Origin of the sequence: Thauera aromatica (assembly GCF_023093595.1) — a bacterium.
GTDB classification, from domain to species: Bacteria; Pseudomonadota; Gammaproteobacteria; order Burkholderiales; family Rhodocyclaceae; genus Thauera; species Thauera aromatica_A.
In genome coordinates this window covers 30,624-50,085 of the sequence record NZ_JALLIK010000088.1, presented here as the reverse complement: position 1 = coordinate 50,085, position 19,462 = coordinate 30,624, and the positions used below count along the sequence as shown (strand labels likewise).

Here is a 19,462-nt window from a genome sequence, read left to right as displayed (position 1 = left end):
GGGCAGGGCCTGCGCGCCCTGCCCCGGATGGAGTGAACCATGAAGAGCCTGCTTGCTGACCTGTTCAAGCAAACCCTCCCCAGCGAGGAAGAATTCGACGCGATCACCATCGGCCTCGCGTCGCCGGACAAGATCCGCTCGTGGTCCTACGGCGAAGTCAAGAAGCCGGAAACCATCAACTACCGTACCTTCAAGCCCGAGCGCGACGGTCTGTTCTGCGCCAAGATCTTCGGCCCGGTGAAGGACTACGAGTGCCTGTGCGGCAAGTACAAGCGCCTCAAGCACCGCGGCGTGATCTGCGAGAAGTGCGGCGTCGAAGTGACCCTGTCGAAGGTGCGCCGCGAGCGCATGGGCCACATCGAGCTGGCCAGCCCGGTCGCCCACATCTGGTTCCTGAAGAGCCTGCCGAGCCGCCTCGGCATGGTGCTCGACATGACCCTGCGCGACATCGAACGCGTGCTCTACTTCGAAGCCTTCGTCGTCGTCGAGCCCGGCATGACTCCGCTCAACCGCGGCCAGCTGCTGACCGAAGACGACTACCTCTCCAAGGTCGAGGAGTACGGCGACGAATTCGACGCGGTGATGGGGGCCGAAGGCATCGGCTCGCTGCTGCGCACGCTCGACGTCAATCTCGAAGTCGAGAAGCTGCGCGGCGACCTCGAGACGACCAACTCCGAAGCCAAGATCAAGAAGTTCTCCAAGCGCCTGAAGGTGCTCGAGGCCTTCCAGCAGTCCGGGATCAAGCCCGAGTGGATGGTGCTTGAGGTGCTGCCGGTGCTGCCGCCCGATCTGCGCCCGCTGGTGCCGCTCGACGGCGGCCGCTTCGCCACGTCCGACCTCAACGACCTCTACCGTCGCGTCATCAACCGCAACAACCGCCTGAAGCGCCTGCTCGAACTCAAGGCGCCCGACATCATCGTGCGCAACGAGAAGCGCATGCTCCAGGAAGCGGTCGACTCGCTGCTCGACAACGGCCGCCGCGGCAAGGCCATGACCGGCGCCAACAAGCGCCCGCTGAAGTCGCTCGCCGACATGATCAAGGGCAAGGGCGGCCGCTTCCGCCAGAACCTGCTCGGCAAGCGCGTCGATTACTCGGGCCGTTCGGTGATCGTCGTCGGCCCGACGCTGAAGCTGCACCAGTGCGGCCTGCCCAAGCTGATGGCGCTCGAGCTGTTCAAGCCTTTCATCTTCAACAAGCTCGAGCTGATGGGGCTGGCGACGACCATCAAGCAGGCGAAGAAGATGGTCGAGACGCAGGAACCGGTGGTGTGGGACATCCTCGAGGAAGTCATCCGCGAACATCCGGTGATGCTCAACCGCGCACCGACGTTGCACCGCCTCGGCATCCAGGCGTTCGAGCCGGTGCTGATCGAGGGCAAGGCGATCCAGCTCCATCCGCTCGTCTGCGTGGCGTTCAACGCCGACTTCGACGGCGACCAGATGGCGGTCCACGTGCCGCTCTCGCTCGAGGCGCAGATGGAAGCCCGAACCCTGATGCTGGCCTCCAACAACGTGCTCTCGCCCGCCAACGGCGAACCGATCATCGTCCCTTCCCAGGACATCGTGCTCGGCCTGTACTACGCCACCCGCGAGGGCGTGAACGTGCCGGGTGAAGGAATGATCTTCACCGACGTGTCGGAAGTGAAGCGCGCCTACGAGTCGGGCCAGATCGCCCTGCATGCGCGCATCACGGTGCGCCTGAAGGAAGCCGACCTCGGCCCGGACGGCGAGCGCATCGAGCGCATCGTGCGCCACAACACGACCGCCGGACGCGCCATCCTGTCCGAGATCCTGCCCGCCGGGTTGCCGTTCAGCGTCATCGACAAGCCGCTGAAGAAGAAGGAAATCTCCAAGCTGATCAACGTCTCGTTCCGGCGTTGCGGGCTGCGTGCGTCGGTGATCTTCGCCGACAAGCTGATGCAGTACGGCTACGCCCTGGCGACGCGCGCCGGTCTGTCGATCGCGGTCAAGGACATGCTCGTGCCGAAGGCCAAGGAAGAGCTGATCCGCGCCGCCGAGAGCGAGGTCAAGGAAATCGCCCAGCAGTACACCTCCGGCCTGGTGACCGACGGCGAGCGCTACAACAAGGTGGTCGATATCTGGGGCCGCTGCGGCGACCAGGTCGCCAAGGCGATGATGGATCAGCTCGGCTCGGAAGAGGTCGTCGACCGCGAAGGCAAGACCGTGCGCCAGGAGTCGTTCAACGCCATCTACATGATGGCCGACTCGGGCGCACGCGGTTCGGCGGCCCAGATCCGCCAGCTTGCCGGCATGCGCGGCCTGATGGCGAAGCCGGACGGTTCGATCATCGAGACCCCGATCACGACCAACTTCCGCGAAGGCCTCAACGTTCTGCAGTACTTCATCTCGACCCACGGCGCGCGTAAGGGCCTCGCCGACACCGCGCTGAAGACCGCGAACTCGGGCTACCTGACCCGCCGCCTGGTCGACGTCACCCAGGATCTGGTGGTGATCGAGGACGATTGCGGCACGCGCGACGGCTTCGCGATGAAGGCGCTGATCGAAGGCGGCGAAGTGGTCGAACCGCTGCGCGAGCGTATCCTCGGCCGTGTCTGCGCCGATGACGTGGTCGATCCCGAGTCCCAGGAAACGGTGATCGAGGCCGGTAGCCTGCTCGACGAGGATGCGGTCGAACTGATCGAGAACCTCGGCGTGGACGAGGTCAAGGTGCGCACGCCGCTGACCTGCGAGACCCGCTACGGCCTGTGCGCCAAGTGCTACGGGCGTGACCTGGGCCGCGGTTCGATGGTCAACGTCGGCGAAGCGGTGGGCGTCATCGCCGCGCAGTCGATCGGCGAGCCGGGCACCCAGCTGACGATGCGGACCTTCCACGTCGGTGGCGCGGCGTCGCGGGCGGCGGCGGCGAGCGGTGTCGAGGCGAAGTCGGGCGGCACCATCCGCTTTGCCGGCAACATGCGCTACGTGGCCAACGCCAAGGGCGAAAAGGTCGTCATCGCGCGCTCGGCCGAGCTCGTCGTGGCCGACGACCTCGGGCGCGAACGCGAGCGTCACAAGCTGCCGTACGGCGCGACCCTGCTCGTCGATGACGGTGCCGCGGTGAAGGCGGGCACCCAGCTGGCTTCGTGGGATCCGCACACCCGTCCGATCGTGACCGAATACGGCGGCACGGTGAAGTTCGAGAACGTCGAGGAGGGGGTCACCGTCGCCAAGCAGATCGACGAGGTGACCGGCCTGTCCACCCTGGTCGTGATCGACGCCAAGCGGCGCTCGACGAGCGGCAGCACCAAGGGCGTGCGCCCGCAGGTGAAGCTGCTCGACGAGAACGGCGAGGAAGTGAAGATCGCCGGTACCGAGCACTCGGTGGCGCTGACCTTCCAGGTCGGTTCGCTGATCACGGTGAAGGACGGCCAGCGTATCGAGGTCGGCGACATCCTCGCCCGCATCCCCCAAGAGTCGGCCAAGACGCGCGACATCACCGGGGGTCTGCCGCGCGTGGCGGAACTGTTCGAAGCGCGCGCGCCGAAGGACGCCGGGATGCTTGCCGAATACACCGGCACGGTTTCGTTCGGCAAGGAAACGAAGGGCAAGCAGCGCCTGGTGATCACCGAACCGGACGGCACTTCGCACGAGTTCCTGATCCCGAAGGACAAGCACCTGATGGTCCACGACGGCCAGGTGGTGAACAAGGGCGAACTCATCGTGGACGGCCCCGCCGACCCGCACGACATCCTGCGCCTGCAGGGGATCAGCGAGCTGGCGCGCTACATCATCGACGAGGTGCAGGACGTCTACCGTTTGCAGGGCGTCAAGATCAACGACAAGCACATCGAGGTGATCGTCCGTCAGATGCTGCGCCGGGTGGTGATCACCGATGCCGGCGACACCCGCTTCATCCGCGAGGAGCAGGTCGAGCGCTCCGAAGTGCTCGACGAGAACGATCGCATCGAGGCCGAGGGCAAGCTGTCCGCCCAGTACGAAAACGTGCTGCTGGGCATCACCAAGGCTTCGTTGTCGACCGATTCTTTCATCTCGGCGGCATCGTTCCAGGAAACCACCCGGGTGCTGACCGAGGCGGCGATCATGGGCAAGCGCGACGAACTGCGCGGCCTCAAGGAAAACGTCATCGTCGGCCGCCTGATTCCGGCCGGTACCGGTCTGGCCTACCACCGCAGCCGCAAGGCGCAGGAGGAAGGAGTGGACCTCGGTCCCGAGCATGCCTGGGCGCCGGCCGAAAACGTTGTCGAAACGCAGCAGGACATCGAGGCCAGTTGACTTTTTGAACAGCCTCGGACTAAACTCCGGCCTCTTTTTTGTGGACTGACCAATCGTAGTCGGTCGCAGCCGGAATAATCCGTCCGAGGCGGCCTGTGGTGGGCTGCCTCGGTCTTATGGGAAATTCTTAAGCTATGCCAACAATCAATCAGCTTGTCCGCAAGCCGCGCCAGATGGAAGTTGCGAAGAGCAAGGTCCCAGCGCTGGATGCTTGCCCGCAGAAGCGTGGTGTGTGCACCCGTGTCTATACCACGACGCCGAAGAAGCCGAACTCGGCGCTGCGTAAGGTCGCCAAGGTTCGCCTGACGAACGGCTTCGAAGTCATCTCGTACATCGGCGGCGAAGGTCACAACCTGCAGGAGCACTCGGTGGTGCTGATCCGTGGTGGTCGTGTGAAGGACTTGCCGGGTGTGCGCTACCACATCGTCCGTGGTTCGCTCGACCTTCAGGGCGTCAAGGATCGTAAGCAGTCGCGTTCGAAGTACGGCGCCAAGCGCCCGAAGAAAGCCTGATTGTTGGTCGAAGAAATTTAGCGAGAGGTTGCCATGCCGCGTCGTCGTGAAGTACCCAAGCGCGAGGTCCTGCCGGATCCGAAGTTCGGAAACCAGGATGTCTCGAAGTTCATCAACGTGATCATGCAGTCGGGCAAGAAGTCCGTTGCGGAGCGCATCGTCTATGGTGCGTTCCAGCACATCAGCACCAAGGCGAAGGATCCGCTCGAAGTATTCGCCGCTGCGGTTGGTAACGTGAAGCCCGTGGTGGAAGTGAAGAGCCGTCGTGTCGGCGGTGCGAACTACCAGGTTCCGGTCGAAGTGCGTCCGTCCCGCCGCATGGCGCTGTCGATGCGCTGGCTGCGCGAAGCGGCGCGCAAGCGTGCCGAGAAGTCGATGGCTCAGCGCCTCGCCGGTGAGCTGATGGAGGCCGCGGAAGGGCGCGGGGCGGCGATGAAGAAGCGTGAAGAAGTCCACCGCATGGCCGAAGCGAACAAGGCGTTCTCTCACTACCGCTTCTGATTTTCTTCGGTGGCGGTGATTCGGGCCCTGTAGAGGGCTCGAATGTTTTCTAACGCATGAAATGGTTCATTGCGTCACAAGCGCGCATAACAGAACAGAAGGCAGGTAAAACGTGGCTCGCAAGACTCCTATCGAGCGTTACCGCAATATCGGTATCTCCGCTCACATCGACGCCGGCAAGACGACTACGACCGAGCGCATCCTCTTCTATACCGGCGTGAGTCATAAGCTCGGTGAGGTGCATGACGGTGCTGCGACCACCGACTGGATGGTGCAGGAGCAGGAGCGCGGCATCACCATCACGTCGGCGGCCGTGACCTGCTTCTGGAAGGGGATGGACAACTCCTTCCCTGAGCATCGCTTCAACATCATCGACACTCCAGGGCACGTCGACTTCACCATCGAAGTCGAGCGCTCGATGCGCGTGCTCGACGGTGCGTGCATGGTGTACTGCGCGGTCGGTGGCGTTCAGCCGCAGTCCGAGACGGTGTGGCGCCAGGCGACCAAGTACAAGGTGCCGCGCCTTGCCTTTGTGAACAAGATGGACCGCTCCGGCGCGAATTTCTTCAAGGTCGTCGATCAGATGAAGACGCGCCTGAAGGCAAATCCGGTTCCGGTCGTCGTGCCGATCGGCGCGGAAGACTCGTTTACCGGTGTCATCGATCTTCTCAAGATGAAAGCGGTGATCTGGGACGAAGCTTCCCAGGGCATGAAGTTCGAATACCACGAGATTCCGGCCGAGCTCGTCGGCGTGGCCGAAGAGTGGCGTGCGAACATGGTCGAGGCGGCCGCTGAAGCCAACGAAGACCTGATGAACAAGTACCTTGAGGAAGGCGAGCTGTCCGAGGAGGAGGTCATCGCCGGCCTGCGTGCCCGCACTCTGGCGTGCGAGATCCAGCCGATGCTGTGCGGCACCGCGTTCAAGAACAAGGGCGTGCAGCGCATGCTCGATGCGGTGATTCAGTATCTGCCTTCGCCGGTCGACATTCCCCCGGTCGCCGGCGTCGATGACGACGAGAAGGAAGTGGTGCGCTACGCCAAGGATGACGAGAAGTTCTCGGCGCTGGCGTTCAAGCTCATGACCGACCCCTTCGTCGGCCAGCTGACCTTCATTCGCGTGTATTCGGGCGTGCTTGAATCCGGTTCGACCGTGCTGAACTCGGTCAAGGGCAAGAAGGAGCGCATCGGCCGCATCCTGCAGATGCACGCCAATGATCGCGAAGAGGTCAAGGAAGTGCTCGCCGGCGACATCGCTGCCGTTGTCGGCCTGAAGGATGTCACCACGGGCGAAACCCTGTGCGACGTGTCGGCGCCGGTGATCCTCGAGCGCATGGTGTTCCCGGATCCGGTGATCCACGTCGCCGTCGAGCCGAAGACCAAGAGCGACCAGGAGAAGATGGGTCTGGCGCTCGGTCGCTTGGCGGCGGAAGATCCGTCGTTCCGCGTGCGCACCGATGAAGAGTCGGGTCAGACCATCATTTCGGGGATGGGTGAGCTGCATCTCGAAATCATCGTCGACCGCATGAAGCGCGAGTTCAACGTCGAAGCGAACGTCGGTGCGCCGCAGGTTGCCTATCGCGAAACGATCCGCAAGGCCGCCAACGACGTCGAAGGCAAGTTCGTCAAGCAGTCGGGCGGCCGCGGTCAGTACGGTCACGTCGTCATCAACCTCGAGCCGGCCGAGCAGGGCAAGGGCTACGAGTTCGTCGATGCGGTCAAGGGCGGTGTGGTTCCGCGCGAATACATCCCGGCGGTCGACAAGGGTATCCAGGATACGCTCAACAACGGCGTGCTCGCCGGCTTCCCGGTGGTCGACGTCAAGGTCACGCTGCACTTCGGTTCCTACCATGACGTGGACTCGAACGAAAACGCGTTCAAGATGGCCGGTTCGATGGCGTTCAAGGATGCGATGCGCAAGGCCAGTCCGGTACTGCTCGAGCCGATGATGGCGGTCGTGGTCGAGACGCCGGAGGACTACATGGGTAACGTCATGGGTGACCTTTCCGGGCGCCGTGGCATCGTCCAGGGGATGGACGACATCCCTGGCGGCATGAAGGAAATCAAGGCCGAGGTGCCGCTGGCCGAAATGTTCGGCTACGCCACTCAGCTGCGCTCGCTGACCCAGGGTCGGGCGACCTACTCGATGGAATTCAAGCATTATGCCGAAGCGCCGAAGAGCGTCGCCGAGGCGGTGATCAGCAGCCGCAAGTAATTCCAGTCACTCACATCATTCAGCAACCTACACAAATAAGGACCCACGAACATGGCTAAGGGTAAGTTCGAACGGACGAAGCCGCACGTGAACGTCGGCACGATCGGCCACGTTGACCACGGCAAGACCACGCTGACCGCGGCGATCACGACGATCCTGTCGAAGAAGTTCGGCGGCGAAGCGAAGGCCTACGACCAGATCGACGCGGCGCCGGAAGAAAAGGCGCGTGGCATCACGATCAACACCGCGCACGTCGAGTACGAGACCGAGACTCGTCACTACGCCCACGTCGACTGCCCGGGCCACGCCGACTACGTGAAGAACATGATCACCGGTGCGGCGCAGATGGACGGCGCGATCCTGGTGTGCTCGGCCGCGGATGGTCCGATGCCGCAGACGCGCGAGCACATCCTGCTGGCGCGCCAGGTGGGCGTGCCCTACATCATCGTCTTCCTGAACAAGTGCGACATGGTCGACGACGAAGAGCTGCTCGAGCTGGTGGAGATGGAAGTGCGCGAGCTGCTGTCGAAGTACGATTTCCCGGGCGACGACATCCCGATCGTCAAGGGCTCGGCGCTGAAGGCGCTCGAAGGCGACCAGTCGCCGATCGGCGAGCCGGCGATCCTGGAGCTGGCGGCGGCGCTGGATTCCTACATCCCGACCCCGGAGCGTGCGATCGACAAGCCCTTCCTGCTGCCGATCGAAGACGTGTTCTCGATCTCGGGTCGCGGCACGGTGGTGACCGGTCGCGTCGAGCGCGGCGTGGTCAAGGTCGGCGAGGAAATCGAGATCGTCGGCATCAAGCCCACGGTCAAGACCACCTGCACCGGCGTCGAAATGTTCCGCAAGCTGCTCGACCAGGGCCAGGCGGGCGACAACGTCGGCGTGCTGCTGCGCGGCACCAAGCGTGAAGACGTCGAGCGCGGCCAGGTGCTGTGCAAGCCGGGTTCGATCACCCCGCACACCCACTTCACCGGCGAGATCTATGTTCTGAGCAAGGAAGAGGGTGGTCGTCACACGCCGTTCTTCAACAACTATCGTCCGCAGTTCTACTTCCGTACCACGGACGTGACCGGCTCGATCTCGCTGCCCGAAGGCACCGAGATGGTCATGCCGGGCGACAACGTGTCGATTACCGTCAAGCTGATCTGCCCGATCGCGATGGAAGAGGGTCTGCGCTTCGCGATCCGCGAAGGCGGTCGCACCGTCGGCGCCGGCGTCGTCGCCAAGATCATCGAGTAATTCGCTCGTGCGCGGACGGTGCCGGTGGCACCGTCTGCCTGTTCTTTTCGCTCTTTTTGCCCGATCCGCTCTTTAGGAACAAGCTCATGCAAAACCAGAAAATCCGCATCCGTCTGAAGGCGTTCGATTACCGCCTGATCGATCAGTCGGCACTCGAAATCGTCGAGACCGCGAAGCGTACCGGCGCCGTGGTGCGCGGTCCCGTGCCGCTGCCGACGCGTATCGAGCGCTTCGATCTGCTGCGTTCCCCGCACGTCAACAAATCCTCGCGCGACCAGATGGAAATCCGCACCCATCAGCGCCTGATGGACATCATCGACCCGACCGACAAGACCGTCGATGCGCTGATGAAGCTGGACCTCCCTGCGGGCGTGGATGTCGAGATCAAGCTCCAGTAAGCATTCGCTGCTTGCGGAAGTTTGCAATGGGCCGGTATAATCCGGCCTTTGTGCCTTTTGGCGCATTAATTGTGACCCCCGGTCAATCGCAACCGGGATTCAGGAGAAAAAAATGAGTCTAGGCCTTGTTGGACGCAAGGTCGGCATGACTCGCATCTTCGCCGAGGATGGTAGGACCATCCCGGTGACGGTGCTTGACGTGTCGGACAATCGTGTGTCCCAGATCAAGACGAGCGACACCGACGGTTATTCCGCGGTGCAGATCGCTTACGGCAAGCGTCGTGCTAGCCGCATCACCAAGCCGGTCGCGGGGCATCTCGCGAAGGCGGGTGTCGAGCCCTGCCGCGGCATCAAGGAATTCCGTGTCGAATCCGAGCAACTCGCCGGCTTCAATGCCGGTGATCTCGTCGGTGCGGATCTCTTTCAGGTCGGCCAGAAAGTCGATGTGTCCGGTGTGACCATCGGTAAGGGTTTTTCGGGCCCGATCAAGCGCCACAACTTCTCGTCGAACCGCGCCTCCCACGGCAACTCGATTTCGCACAACTCGCCGGGCTCGATCGGTATGGCCCAGGATCCGGGTCGCGTGTTCCCGGGTAAGCGCATGGCTGGTCAGTACGGCAACGTGCAGCGTACCACCCAGGGGCTCGAGATCGTTCGCGTCGATGTGGAGCGCCAGCTCCTTCTCGTGAAGGGTGCGGTGCCCGGTGCCAAGGGTGGCGACGTCGTCGTCCGTCCGGCGGTCAAGGCCTGAGGAGCGCGCAATGGAATTGAAACTCTTGAATGACCAGGGTCAGGCGGCATCGACGCTCCAAGCGTCCGATGTGCTGTTCGGCCGTGATTACAACGAAGCTCTGGTGCACCAGGTCGTGACCGCCTACATGGCGAATGCGCGCTCGGGCAACCGCAAGCAGAAAGGCCGTGCGGAGATCGCGAAGTCGACCCGCAAGCCGTTCCGCCAGAAAGGTACGGGCAATGCCCGCGCCGGTATGGCGTCGAGTCCGCTGTGGCGCGGGGGCGGCAAGATCTTCCCGAGCAGCCCGGATGAAAACTTCAGCCAGAAGGTCAACCGCAAGATGTACCGCGCCGGCGTTGCTGCGATCCTGTCGCAGCTCGCTCGCGAAGATCGTCTCGCGGTGGTCGATAGCTTCAGCGTGGAAGCGCCGAAGACCCGCCTGCTGTCGCAGAAGCTCAAGGGTATGGGCCTGGACTCGGTCCTGGTGATTACCGACGAAATCGACGAGAACCTGTTCCTGTCTTCGCGCAATCTGCATCAGGTTCTGGTGCTCGAGGTGCATGAGGCGGATCCGGTGTCGCTCGTGCGCTTCCCGAAGGTGCTGGTCACCAAGGGTGCGCTGGCGAAGATGGAGGAAGCGTGGCAATGAGCGCGATCAGTCAGGAACGTCTGCTGCAGGTGCTGCTCGCCCCGCAGATCTCCGAGAAGGCGACTTACATCGCCGACAAGAACGAGCAGGTGGTGTTCAAGGTCGCTTCCGACGCGACCAAGCCCGAAGTGAAGGCGGCGGTCGAGTCGCTGTTCAAGGTCGAGGTCGAGTCGGTGCAGATCGCGAACGTCAAGGGCAAGGTCAAGCGCTTCGGCAAGACGATGGGCCGGCGCAAGGACTGGAAGAAGGCCTTCGTCTGCCTCAAGCCCGGCCAGGAAATCAACTTTGCGGCTGGGGAGTGATAAGTCATGGCACTGGTAAAACTGAAGCCCACTTCTGCGGGCCGTCGCGCCCAGGTGAAGGTGGTCAACCCCGATCTGTACAAGGGGCGCCCCGTCGCGAGCCTGGTCGAAAAGCAGAGCAAGAACGCCGGCCGCAATAACAACGGCCGCATCACTGTCCGCCACCAAGGTGGTGGTCACAAGCAGCACTACCGCCTGGTCGACTTCCGTCGCAACAAGGACGGCATTCCGGCGAAGGTCGAGCGCATCGAGTACGACCCCAACCGCTCCGCCCACATCGCCCTGCTGTGTTACGCCGACGGCGAGCGCCGCTACATCATCGCGCCGCGCGGAGTCGAGGTCGGTCAGCAGCTGCTCAGCGGCTCCGAAGCACCGATCAAGCCGGGTAACGCTCTGCCGATCCGCAACATTCCGGTCGGTTCGACGATCCACTGCATCGAAATGACGCCGGGCAAGGGCGCGCAGATCGCGCGTGCGGCCGGCACCTCGGTGCAACTGCTGGCCCGCGAAGGCTCCTATGCCCAGCTTCGGCTGCGCTCCGGCGAAATCCGTCGCGTCCATGTCGAGTGCCGCGCCACTATCGGCGAAGTCGGCAACGAAGAGCACGGCCTGCGCAAGATCGGCAAGGCCGGCGCCAACCGCTGGCGCGGGATCCGCCCGACCGTGCGCGGCGTGGCGATGAACCCGGTCGATCACCCGCATGGCGGCGGTGAAGGTCGCACGGGTGAAGCGCGCGAGCCGGTGAGCCCGTGGGGTACGCCGAGCAAGGGTTATCGGACGCGTTCGAACAAGCGCACCGACAACATGATCGTGCAGCGTCGTCACAAGCGTTAAGGGGTAAAAGATGGCACGTTCTATCAAAAAAGGCCCGTTCATCGACGCGCACCTCCTGAAGAAGGTCGACGCGGTGCGGACGAGCAACGACAAGCGCCCGATCAAGACCTGGTCGCGCCGTTCCACGATCCTGCCCGATTTCATCGGCCTGACGATCGCTGTCCATAACGGCAAACAGCACATTCCGGTGTTCGTGACCGAGAACATGGTCGGGCACAAGCTGGGCGAATTCGCGCTGACGCGGACCTTCAAGGGTCATGCCGCCAGCAAGAAAGCCAAGCGTTAAGGGGACATGACGACATGGAAACCAAAGCAATGCTCCGTGGCGTGCGCCTGTCGGCCCAGAAGGGCCGCCTGGTCGCTGACCTGATTCGTGGCAAGCGCGTTGATCAGGCACTGAACACCCTGGCGTTCTCGCCCAAGAAGGGCGCGAAGATCATCCGCAAAGTGCTCGAATCGGCGATTGCCAATGCCGAGCACAACGATGGCGCCGATATCGACACGCTGAAGGTCAAGACCATTCACGTGGAAGAGGGCATGACGCTGAAGCGCTTCACCGCGCGTGCGAAGGGTCGCGGCAACCGCATCCTCAAGCCCACCTGCCACGTCTACGTGACTGTCGGCGAGTAAGGAGTAAATATGGGTCAGAAAATCCATCCTACCGGCTTCCGCCTCGCCGTCACGCGTGACTGGGGTTCGCGCTGGTTCGCTTCCAGCCGTGATTATTCCGGCATGCTGCACGAGGACCTGAAGGTCCGTGACTATCTGAAGAAGCGCCTGGCGCACGCCTCGGTCGGTCGCGTGATCATCGAGCGCCCGGCCAAGAACGCGCGCATCACGCTGTACAGCGCCCGTCCGGGCGTGGTGATCGGCAAGAAAGGCGAAGACATCGAGGCGCTCAAGCGTGATCTGCAAAAGATCATGGGCGTGCCGGTCCACGTGAACATCGAAGAAGTGCGCAAGCCCGAAGTCGATGCCAAGCTGATCGCCGATTCGATCGCCCAGCAGCTCGAGAAGCGGATCATGTTCCGTCGCGCGATGAAGCGCGCGATGCAGAACGCCATGCGCCTCGGCGCCCAGGGCATCAAGATCATGAGCTCGGGCCGCCTCAACGGTGCCGAGATCGCCCGCACCGAGTGGTATCGCGAAGGCCGTGTGCCGCTGCACACCCTGCGCGCCAACATCGATTACGGCGTGTCGGAGGCGAAGACCACCTACGGCATCATCGGGATCAAGGTATGGGTGTTCAAGGGCGAGATGCTGGGTCGCAACGAGCAGCCGGTGGCGGCCGAGCCCGAAGCCGACAACCGCCGTGGTCGCCGTGGCGCGCCGCGTGACGGCGAGGGCCGTCCGGGTCGCCGTCCCGCCCGCCGTGGCGAAGGTCGGCAAGAAGAAAGCAGGAGTGAATGATGCTGCAACCGACTAGAAGGAAGTATCGGAAGGAGCAGAAGGGCCGCAATACCGGCGTTGCCACCCGCGGCGCCAAGGTGTCCTTCGGCGAGTACGGCCTGAAGGCGGTCGGCCGCGGCCGGCTGACCGCGCGCCAGATCGAGTCCGCGCGCCGGGCGATGACCCGCCACATCAAGCGCGGCGGGCGGATCTGGATCCGCATTTTCCCGGACAAGCCGATTTCGAAAAAGCCGGCGGAAGTCCGAATGGGTAACGGTAAGGGTAACCCCGAATACTGGGTCGCTGAGATCCAGCCGGGCAAGGTGCTCTACGAAATGGACGGCGTGGCCGAAGAACTCGCTCGCGAAGCTTTCCGGCTCGCCGCCGCCAAGCTGCCGATCGAGACCGTGTTCGTTACCCGTCAGATTGGGGGTTGAACATGAAAGCCACTGAACTTCGCGCCAAGAGCGCCGATGAATTGAACAATGAATTGCTCGAACTGCTGAAGGCGCAGTTTTCGCTGCGCATGCAGCACGCCACTCAGCAACTGGGCAATACGAGTCAGATCGGGAAGGTCCGCCGCGATATCGCACGCGTTCGTACCATCCTGCGCGAAAAGGCGGGTCAGCAATGAGCGAACAAGTTGAAAAGGTTCGTCGCGCGCTGGTTGGGCGTGTGGTGAGCGACAAGATGCAGAAGACGGTGACCGTCCTCGTCGAACGCCGGGTCAAGCACCCGCTGTACGGCAAGGTCATTACCCGTTCGGCGAAGTACCACGCTCACGTTGAAGATGGCGTGGCCGCCGCCGGCGATCTGGTGGAAATCGAGGAATGCCGTCCGATTTCGCGCACCAAGACCTGGCGGGTTGCCAAGGTGCTTGAAAAGGCGCGCATCATCTGACCAGAGTTACAAGCAAGTCGCAGAAAAACAGCTTGGCGCAGTAGTGCCAAGCTGTTATACTTTTGCCTCTTTGCTCCGGGGCTCGCTCGGGGCATTCTACCCTGACGGGTTCCAAGACTGTCCGCGCATGCGGGATAAGTTGGAGATACTTTCATGATTCAAATGCAGTCCAAGCTGGACGTGGCCGACAACTCCGGTGCGCGCTCGGTGATGTGCATCAAGGTCCTGGGTGGGTCGAAGCGCCGCTATGCCGGCGTCGGCGACATCATCAAGGTTACGGTGAAGGATGCGGCGCCGCGCGGACGTGCCAAGAAGGGCGACGTCTATAACGCGGTCGTGGTGCGCACTGCCAAGGGTGTTCGCCGTCCTGACGGTTCGCTGATCAAGTTCGACAACAATGCGGCCGTGCTTCTGAACAACAAGCTCGAGCCGATCGGCACCCGTATCTTCGGGCCGGTCACGCGCGAGCTGCGCACCGAGCGGTTCATGAAGATCGTCTCGCTGGCGCCCGAAGTGCTCTGAGGAGTCCGTAGATGAACAAGATCCGCAAGGGTGACGAAGTGGTGGTGCTGACGGGCAAGGATCGTGGCCGTCGCGGCACCGTGCTGCGCCGCGTCGATGACGAGCGCGTCGTGGTCGAGGGTGTGAATCGGGTGAAGAAGCATGTTCGTCCGAATCCGCTCAAGGGTGAGGTGGGTGGCATCGTCGAGAAGGAAATGCCGATCCACGTGTCGAATGTCGCGCTGTTCAATCCCGCGACCCAAAAGGGTGAGCGTGTCGGGATCAAGACGCTTGAAGATGGCCGCAAGGTCCGTTTCTTCAAGTCGAACGGCGAGCTGGTGAACGCCTAAGGAGTGACGATGGCTCGCTTGCAACAAGTTTACAAGGACGAAGTCGCGCCGGCGCTGCAGCAGCAGTTCGGCTACAAGTCCGTGATGGAAGTTCCGCGCATCACCAAGATCACTCTGAACATGGGTGTTGGCGAGGCGGTCGGTGACAAGAAGATCCTGGAAAATGCCGTTGGCGACATGACCAAGATCGCTGGCCAGAAGCCGGTCACCACCAAGGCGCGCAAGTCGATCGCCGGCTTCAAGATCCGTGACGGCTATCCGATCGGGTGCATGGTCACGCTGCGCGGTCCGCGCATGTTCGAGTTCCTCGATCGCCTGATCACGATCGCGCTGCCGCGCGTGCGTGACTTCCGCGGAATCGCCGCGAAGGGTTTCGATGGTCGTGGCAACTACAACCTCGGGGTCAAGGAGCAGATCATTTTCCCCGAGATCGAGTACGACAAGATCGATGCGCTGCGCGGCATGAACATCAGCATCACGACCACGGCGAAAACGGACGAGGAAGCGCGTGCCCTCCTCGGTGCGTTCAAGTTCCCGTTCAAGAATTGAGGGTGATATGGCGAAACTCGCTCTGATCAATCGCGAAGTGAAGCGTGCCAAATTGGTGGAAAAGTTCGCCGCCAAGCGTGCAGCGCTCGTCGCGCAGGTCAAGGACAGCAACCTGTCCGAGGAAGAACGCATGGCCGCTCGCCTGGCTCTGCAGCAACTGCCCCGCAACGCCAATCCGACGCGCCAGCGCAACCGTTGCGCGCTCACCGGGCGTCCGCGCGGTGTTTTTCGCAAGTTCGGTCTGTGCCGCAACAAGCTGCGCGAAATCGCGTTCCGTGGCGAAGTGCCCGGAATGACCAAGGCGAGCTGGTAAGGAGAATTCGAAGATGAGTATGTCCGATCCGATCGCCGACATGCTGACGCGCATCCGCAACGGCCAGCAGGCCCAGAAGGCAACGGTTTCGATGCCTTCGTCGAAGCTGAAGGTTGCGATCGCCAAAGTGTTGCAGGATGAAGGTTACATCGACGCTTACGCCGTGCGCGATGAGGCTGGCAAGGCCTCGCTCGACGTGACGCTGAAATACTACGCCGGCCGTCCGGTTATCGAGCGCATCGAGCGCGTGAGCCGTCCGGGGTTGCGTATCTACAAGGGCAGCGACGATCTGCCGCGGGTGATGAACGGCCTCGGTGTCGCCATCGTGTCCACGCCACGCGGTGTGATGACCGACCGTTCGGCGCGCGCCAATCGCGTTGGCGGCGAAGTCATCTGCCTCGTCGCATAAGGGGGGAACGATGTCTCGTGTAGCGAAGAATCCGGTCGTGATCCCGCAAGGGGTGGAAATCAGCATTTCCGCTTCCCAGGTCGCGGTCAAGGGCCCGTTGGGCTCACTCATCCAGCCGCTCAGCCCCGCAGTCAGCGTCGAGCGTGAAGGCGATGCCCTGGTGTGCAAGGCCCGTGACGGCGTGCCCAACGCGCGCGCGATGTCGGGCACCGTGCGCGCTCTGCTGAACAACATGGTTATCGGGGTCTCGAAGGGTTTCGAGCGCAAGCTGACCCTCGTCGGTGTGGGCTATCGTGCCCAGGCTCAGGGTGACAAGTTGAACCTGTCGCTGGGCTTTTCGCATCCGGTCGTGCACCAGATGCCGGCCGGCGTGAAGGTTGAAACTCCGACCCAGACCGAAGTCGTGATCAAAGGCATCGACAAGCAGCAGGTCGGCCAGGTCGCGGCCGAGGTGCGTGCCTACCGCGCTCCCGAGCCCTACAAGGGCAAGGGCGTCCGTTATTCGGACGAAGTGGTGGTCCTCAAGGAAACCAAGAAGAAGTAAGGCGGTTCGTCATGAACAAGAAAGAAACTCGTCTTCGCCGTGCGCGCAAAACTCGCGCCAAGATTGCGGAGCTCAAGGCGGTTCGCCTGACGGTGTTCCGGTCCAACTGCCACATCTACGCCCAGGTCATTTCGGGGTGCGGTTCCCGCGTGCTCGCGGCCGCTTCGACGGTCGAGGCCGATGTCCGCGCCCAGGCCCCGAACGGCGGCAACAAGGCTGCGGCCGAGCTCGTCGGCAAGTTGATTGCCGAGCGCGCCAAGGCTGCCGGTGTCGAGCAGGTCTCGTTCGACCGCTCGGGCTTCCTGTATCACGGCCGCGTGAAGGCGCTGGCCGAGGCTGCCCGTGAAGGCGGCCTCAAGTTCTAAGCGAGGAATCGTATGGCCAAGCAGCAAACCAAACGTGCGCAAGCCTCCGACGAGCGCGATGACGGCCTGAAGGAGAAAATGGTCGCGATCAATCGCGTGACCAAGGTCGTCAAGGGCGGCCGTATCCTCGGCTTTGCCGCGCTGACCGTGGTCGGCGACGGCGACGGTGGCATCGGCATGGGGAAGGGCAAGTCCCGCGAAGTTCCGGTGGCGGTGCAGAAGGCGATGGATGAAGCTCGTCGCAAGATGCGCAAGGTGTCCCTCAAAAGCGGCACGCTGCAGCACACCGTGGTCGGCAAGCACGGCGCCGCCTCGGTGTTGATGCAGCCCGCTCCGGCCGGTACCGGCATCATCGCCGGCGGTCCGATGCGTGCCGTCTTCGAGGTGATGGGCGTGACCGACGTCATCTGCAAGTGCATCGGCTCTGCCAATCCGTACAACGTCGTCCGTGCCACGATCAACGGCCTGATGGCGATCAACACCCCGGCGGAAATTGCGGCCAAGCGCGGCAAGTCCGTCGAAGAAATCCTGGGGTAAGCGATGTCGGACAAGAAAATCAAGGTGACGCTCGTCAAGAGCGTGATCGGCACCAAGCAGTCCCACCGCGCCACGGTGCGCGGCCTCGGCCTGCGCCGGCTCAACCACACGGTCGAGCTGGCGGACACGCCCGAGGTCCGGGGCATGGTCAACAAGGTGTCTTACCTGCTCAAGTGCGAGGGTTGAAATGCGCCTGAATACCATCAAACCCGGTGACGGTTCGAAGAAGACCGCCCGTCGCGTCGGTCGTGGCATGGGCAGCGGCTTGGGCAAGACCTGCGGCCGCGGCCACAAGGGGCAGAAGTCTCGCGCCGGCGGTTTCCACAAGGTCGGTTTCGAAGGCGGCCAGATGCCGTTGCAGCGCCGCCTGCCGAAGCGCGGTTTCGTGTCGCTGACGCGTGCGCGCAACGTCGAGGTGCGCCTGTCCGAACTGGACAAGCTCCCGGTCGATGAAGTCGATCTGCTGACGCTCAAGCAGGCCGGCGTGATCGCGGCGGATGCGCTGTCCGCCAAGGTCGTGCTGTCGGGGGCGATCAACCGCAAGGTTGTGTTGCGCGGTGTCGGTGCTACCCAGGGTGCCAAGGCGGCGATCGAAGCCGCCGGCGGTTCCGTGGCGGCCGAGTAAACAAGGGAAACGGTTGTGGCGAAACCTCCTGCCACGCTGGGAAGCACGGGGCGGTTCGGCGACCTCAAGCGTCGCCTGCTGTTCCTCGTGGGCGCGCTGATCGTCTACCGTATCGGCGCCCATATCCCGGTTCCCGGGATCGACCCCGAGCGACTGGCCGAACTGTTCCAGTCCCAGGCGGGTGGCATCCTCGGGGTGTTCAACCTGTTCTCGGGTGGCGCGCTGTCCCGCTTCACCATCTTCGCGCTGGGCATCATGCCCTACATCTCGGCCTCGATCATCATGCAGTTGATGACGGTTGCGGTGCCGCAGCTGGAGGCGCTGAAGAAGGAAGGCGAGGCCGGAAGGCGCAAGATCACGCAGTACACCCGTTATGGGACGCTGCTGCTTGCCTTTGCTCAATCGCTGGGGATCGCGATTGCCCTCGAAGGGCAGCCGGGCCTGGTGCTCGATCCGGGGCTGATGTTCCGCTTCGTCACCCTGGCGACGCTGGTGACCGGGACGATGTTCCTGATGTGGCTGGGCGAGCAGATCACCGAGCGCGGTATCGGCAACGGCATCTCGATCATCATCTTCGCGGGGATCGTCGCCGGGCTGCCGAGTGCGATCGGGGGGTTGTTCGAACTGGTCCGTACCGGTGCGATGCATCCTTTCACTGCGCTGTTCATCTGCGTGCTGGTGGCGCTGGTGACCGCTTTCGTGGTGTTCGTCGAGCGCGGGCAGCGCAAGATCTTGGTCAATTACGCCAAGCGTCAGGTCGGCAACAAGGTGTACGGCGGACAAAGCTCGCACCTTCCGCTGAAGCTGAACATGTCGGGCGTGATTCCGCCGATCTTCGCCTCCAGCATCATCCTGTTCCCGGCGACGCTGGGGCAGTGGTTCGGTTCTTCCGAAGGCATGTACTGGTTGCGCGACATCGCATCCACGCTGTCGCCGGGCCAGCCGATCTACGTGATGCTGTACGCGCTGGCGATCGTGTTCTTCTGCTTCTTCTATACGGCACTGGTGTTCAATGCCCGGGAGACGGCGGACAACCTGAAGAAAAGCGGTGCGTTTGTTCCCGGGATCCGTCCCGGCGACCAGACCGCTCGTTACATCGACAAGATTCTCATGCGGCTGACGCTGGCCGGGGCGGTGTATATCACCCTGGTCTGCCTGCTGCCCGAGTTCCTGATCCTGAAGTGGAACGTCCCGTTCTATTTCGGCGGCACCTCGCTGCTGATCATCGTCGTGGTCACGATGGACTTCATGGCCCAGGTCCAGGCGTTCGTGATGTCGCATCAGTATGAGAGTCTGCTGAAGAAGGCGAATTTCAAGGGGGCGGGTTTCCCGGGCAGGTAAGT

At 62.9% G+C, this 19,462-nt stretch carries 27 protein-coding genes; all 27 read left to right on the top strand.

What is annotated here, in order from left to right; genetic code table 11:
- Positions 1–39: 39 nt before the first annotated feature.
- Positions 40–4,254 carry a DNA-directed RNA polymerase subunit beta' gene (rpoC, locus tag MXC99_RS05150; RefSeq protein ID WP_247724449.1) on the top strand — a complete coding sequence of 1,405 codons (4,215 nt, stop codon included), beginning with the start codon at positions 40–42 and terminating at the stop codon, positions 4,252–4,254.
- Positions 4,255–4,388: 134 nt separating this feature from the next.
- Complete coding sequence (rpsL, locus tag MXC99_RS05145) at positions 4,389–4,766, top strand: 30S ribosomal protein S12 (protein WP_075148060.1); 378 nt, start codon at positions 4,389–4,391, stop codon at positions 4,764–4,766.
- Between the two features lie 33 nt (positions 4,767–4,799).
- Positions 4,800–5,267, top strand: a complete 468-nt coding sequence (rpsG, locus tag MXC99_RS05140; RefSeq protein WP_247724448.1) for a 30S ribosomal protein S7 — start codon at positions 4,800–4,802, stop codon at positions 5,265–5,267.
- A 112-nt stretch (positions 5,268–5,379) separates the two neighbouring features.
- Complete coding sequence (fusA, locus tag MXC99_RS05135; protein ID WP_247724447.1) at positions 5,380–7,479, top strand: elongation factor G; 2,100 nt, start codon at positions 5,380–5,382, stop codon at positions 7,477–7,479.
- A 51-nt stretch (positions 7,480–7,530) separates the two neighbouring features.
- Entirely contained in the window at positions 7,531–8,721 is a 1,191-nt protein-coding gene (tuf, locus tag MXC99_RS05130) for an elongation factor Tu (protein WP_107221693.1), read from the top strand.
- 86 nt (positions 8,722–8,807) lie between these two features.
- Positions 8,808–9,119: a 30S ribosomal protein S10 gene (gene rpsJ / locus MXC99_RS05125; RefSeq protein ID WP_004258173.1), complete on the top strand. Its 312-nt coding sequence runs from the start codon at positions 8,808–8,810 to the stop codon at positions 9,117–9,119.
- A 112-nt stretch (positions 9,120–9,231) separates the two neighbouring features.
- Positions 9,232–9,870: a 50S ribosomal protein L3 gene (gene rplC, locus MXC99_RS05120; protein WP_247724446.1), complete on the top strand. Its 639-nt coding sequence runs from the start codon at positions 9,232–9,234 to the stop codon at positions 9,868–9,870.
- Between the two features lie 10 nt (positions 9,871–9,880).
- Entirely contained in the window at positions 9,881–10,501 is a 621-nt protein-coding gene (rplD, locus tag MXC99_RS05115; protein ID WP_107221691.1) for a 50S ribosomal protein L4, read from the top strand.
- Positions 10,498–10,803 (top strand): 50S ribosomal protein L23, encoded by a 306-nt coding sequence (gene rplW, locus MXC99_RS05110; RefSeq protein WP_075148065.1) that lies wholly within the window; start codon positions 10,498–10,500, stop codon positions 10,801–10,803. Before rplD ends, rplW begins: the two co-directional genes overlap by 4 nt.
- Positions 10,804–10,809: 6 nt before the next feature.
- Positions 10,810–11,637: a 50S ribosomal protein L2 gene (rplB, locus tag MXC99_RS05105; protein WP_247724445.1), complete on the top strand. Its 828-nt coding sequence runs from the start codon at positions 10,810–10,812 to the stop codon at positions 11,635–11,637.
- Between the two features lie 10 nt (positions 11,638–11,647).
- A complete protein-coding gene (gene rpsS, locus MXC99_RS05100; protein WP_004332378.1) occupies positions 11,648–11,923 on the top strand; it encodes a 30S ribosomal protein S19 in 276 nt (91 codons plus the stop codon).
- A gap of 14 nt (positions 11,924–11,937) precedes the next feature.
- Complete coding sequence (rplV, locus tag MXC99_RS05095) at positions 11,938–12,267, top strand: 50S ribosomal protein L22 (RefSeq protein WP_107221689.1); 330 nt, start codon at positions 11,938–11,940, stop codon at positions 12,265–12,267.
- A gap of 9 nt (positions 12,268–12,276) precedes the next feature.
- The gene (gene rpsC, locus MXC99_RS05090) at positions 12,277–13,047 is read left to right on the top strand and encodes a 30S ribosomal protein S3 (protein WP_247724444.1); all 771 of its coding nucleotides are present in this window, start codon (positions 12,277–12,279) and stop codon (positions 13,045–13,047) included.
- On the top strand, positions 13,047–13,463 hold the full coding sequence (gene rplP, locus MXC99_RS05085) for a 50S ribosomal protein L16 (protein WP_002931592.1): 417 nt from the start codon (positions 13,047–13,049) through the stop codon (positions 13,461–13,463). Before rpsC ends, rplP begins: the two co-directional genes overlap by 1 nt.
- A gap of 2 nt (positions 13,464–13,465) precedes the next feature.
- Positions 13,466–13,660, top strand: a complete 195-nt coding sequence (gene rpmC, locus MXC99_RS05080; RefSeq protein WP_075148069.1) for a 50S ribosomal protein L29 — start codon at positions 13,466–13,468, stop codon at positions 13,658–13,660.
- Positions 13,657–13,926, top strand: coding sequence for a 30S ribosomal protein S17 (rpsQ, locus tag MXC99_RS05075; RefSeq protein ID WP_075148070.1), 270 nt, complete (start codon positions 13,657–13,659; stop codon positions 13,924–13,926). The genes rpmC and rpsQ overlap by 4 nt, the downstream gene beginning before the upstream one ends.
- Before the next feature lie 153 nt (positions 13,927–14,079).
- Positions 14,080–14,448 (top strand): 50S ribosomal protein L14, encoded by a 369-nt coding sequence (gene rplN, locus MXC99_RS05070; RefSeq protein WP_075148071.1) that lies wholly within the window; start codon positions 14,080–14,082, stop codon positions 14,446–14,448.
- A gap of 11 nt (positions 14,449–14,459) precedes the next feature.
- Complete coding sequence (gene rplX, locus MXC99_RS05065; RefSeq protein ID WP_107221687.1) at positions 14,460–14,777, top strand: 50S ribosomal protein L24; 318 nt, start codon at positions 14,460–14,462, stop codon at positions 14,775–14,777.
- A 9-nt stretch (positions 14,778–14,786) separates the two neighbouring features.
- Entirely contained in the window at positions 14,787–15,326 is a 540-nt protein-coding gene (gene rplE, locus MXC99_RS05060; protein ID WP_247724443.1) for a 50S ribosomal protein L5, read from the top strand.
- Between the two features lie 7 nt (positions 15,327–15,333).
- Positions 15,334–15,639: a 30S ribosomal protein S14 gene (rpsN, locus tag MXC99_RS05055; protein ID WP_107221685.1), complete on the top strand. Its 306-nt coding sequence runs from the start codon at positions 15,334–15,336 to the stop codon at positions 15,637–15,639.
- Positions 15,640–15,652: 13 nt separating this feature from the next.
- Complete coding sequence (gene rpsH, locus MXC99_RS05050; protein ID WP_107221684.1) at positions 15,653–16,048, top strand: 30S ribosomal protein S8; 396 nt, start codon at positions 15,653–15,655, stop codon at positions 16,046–16,048.
- Between the two features lie 10 nt (positions 16,049–16,058).
- Positions 16,059–16,592, top strand: coding sequence for a 50S ribosomal protein L6 (rplF, locus tag MXC99_RS05045; RefSeq protein WP_247724442.1), 534 nt, complete (start codon positions 16,059–16,061; stop codon positions 16,590–16,592).
- Positions 16,593–16,603: 11 nt separating this feature from the next.
- Complete coding sequence (gene rplR / locus MXC99_RS05040) at positions 16,604–16,957, top strand: 50S ribosomal protein L18 (protein WP_075148077.1); 354 nt, start codon at positions 16,604–16,606, stop codon at positions 16,955–16,957.
- Between the two features lie 12 nt (positions 16,958–16,969).
- Complete coding sequence (gene rpsE / locus MXC99_RS05035; RefSeq protein WP_107221682.1) at positions 16,970–17,494, top strand: 30S ribosomal protein S5; 525 nt, start codon at positions 16,970–16,972, stop codon at positions 17,492–17,494.
- A gap of 3 nt (positions 17,495–17,497) precedes the next feature.
- The gene (gene rpmD, locus MXC99_RS05030; protein ID WP_075148079.1) at positions 17,498–17,680 is read left to right on the top strand and encodes a 50S ribosomal protein L30; all 183 of its coding nucleotides are present in this window, start codon (positions 17,498–17,500) and stop codon (positions 17,678–17,680) included.
- Position 17,681: 1 nt separating this feature from the next.
- Entirely contained in the window at positions 17,682–18,119 is a 438-nt protein-coding gene (gene rplO, locus MXC99_RS05025; protein ID WP_075148080.1) for a 50S ribosomal protein L15, read from the top strand.
- A gap of 15 nt (positions 18,120–18,134) precedes the next feature.
- Complete coding sequence (secY, locus tag MXC99_RS05020; protein ID WP_247724441.1) at positions 18,135–19,460, top strand: preprotein translocase subunit SecY; 1,326 nt, start codon at positions 18,135–18,137, stop codon at positions 19,458–19,460.
- Positions 19,461–19,462 lie beyond the last annotated feature (2 nt).

Bases quoted from the DNA above. Each gene is read 5' to 3' on its own strand.
- rpoC (WP_247724449.1), top strand. From the start codon at position 40: ATGAAGAGCCTGCTTGCTGACCTGTTCAAGCAAACCCTCCCCAGCGAG.
- rpsL (WP_075148060.1), top strand. From the start codon at position 4,389: ATGCCAACAATCAATCAGCTTGTCCGCAAGCCGCGCCAGATGGAAGTT.
- rpsG (WP_247724448.1), top strand. From the start codon at position 4,800: ATGCCGCGTCGTCGTGAAGTACCCAAGCGCGAGGTCCTGCCGGATCCG.
- tuf (WP_107221693.1), top strand. From the start codon at position 7,531: ATGGCTAAGGGTAAGTTCGAACGGACGAAGCCGCACGTGAACGTCGGC.
- rpsJ (WP_004258173.1), top strand. From the start codon at position 8,808: ATGCAAAACCAGAAAATCCGCATCCGTCTGAAGGCGTTCGATTACCGC.
- rplC (WP_247724446.1), top strand. From the start codon at position 9,232: ATGAGTCTAGGCCTTGTTGGACGCAAGGTCGGCATGACTCGCATCTTC.
- rplD (WP_107221691.1), top strand. From the start codon at position 9,881: ATGGAATTGAAACTCTTGAATGACCAGGGTCAGGCGGCATCGACGCTC.
- rplW (WP_075148065.1), top strand. From the start codon at position 10,498: ATGAGCGCGATCAGTCAGGAACGTCTGCTGCAGGTGCTGCTCGCCCCG.
- rplB (WP_247724445.1), top strand. From the start codon at position 10,810: ATGGCACTGGTAAAACTGAAGCCCACTTCTGCGGGCCGTCGCGCCCAG.
- rpsS (WP_004332378.1), top strand. From the start codon at position 11,648: ATGGCACGTTCTATCAAAAAAGGCCCGTTCATCGACGCGCACCTCCTG.
- rplV (WP_107221689.1), top strand. From the start codon at position 11,938: ATGGAAACCAAAGCAATGCTCCGTGGCGTGCGCCTGTCGGCCCAGAAG.
- rpsC (WP_247724444.1), top strand. From the start codon at position 12,277: ATGGGTCAGAAAATCCATCCTACCGGCTTCCGCCTCGCCGTCACGCGT.
- rplP (WP_002931592.1), top strand. From the start codon at position 13,047: ATGCTGCAACCGACTAGAAGGAAGTATCGGAAGGAGCAGAAGGGCCGC.
- rpmC (WP_075148069.1), top strand. From the start codon at position 13,466: ATGAAAGCCACTGAACTTCGCGCCAAGAGCGCCGATGAATTGAACAAT.
- rpsQ (WP_075148070.1), top strand. From the start codon at position 13,657: ATGAGCGAACAAGTTGAAAAGGTTCGTCGCGCGCTGGTTGGGCGTGTG.
- rplN (WP_075148071.1), top strand. From the start codon at position 14,080: ATGATTCAAATGCAGTCCAAGCTGGACGTGGCCGACAACTCCGGTGCG.
- rplX (WP_107221687.1), top strand. From the start codon at position 14,460: ATGAACAAGATCCGCAAGGGTGACGAAGTGGTGGTGCTGACGGGCAAG.
- rplE (WP_247724443.1), top strand. From the start codon at position 14,787: ATGGCTCGCTTGCAACAAGTTTACAAGGACGAAGTCGCGCCGGCGCTG.
- rpsN (WP_107221685.1), top strand. From the start codon at position 15,334: ATGGCGAAACTCGCTCTGATCAATCGCGAAGTGAAGCGTGCCAAATTG.
- rpsH (WP_107221684.1), top strand. From the start codon at position 15,653: ATGAGTATGTCCGATCCGATCGCCGACATGCTGACGCGCATCCGCAAC.
- rplF (WP_247724442.1), top strand. From the start codon at position 16,059: ATGTCTCGTGTAGCGAAGAATCCGGTCGTGATCCCGCAAGGGGTGGAA.
- rplR (WP_075148077.1), top strand. From the start codon at position 16,604: ATGAACAAGAAAGAAACTCGTCTTCGCCGTGCGCGCAAAACTCGCGCC.
- rpsE (WP_107221682.1), top strand. From the start codon at position 16,970: ATGGCCAAGCAGCAAACCAAACGTGCGCAAGCCTCCGACGAGCGCGAT.
- rpmD (WP_075148079.1), top strand. From the start codon at position 17,498: ATGTCGGACAAGAAAATCAAGGTGACGCTCGTCAAGAGCGTGATCGGC.
- rplO (WP_075148080.1), top strand. From the start codon at position 17,682: ATGCGCCTGAATACCATCAAACCCGGTGACGGTTCGAAGAAGACCGCC.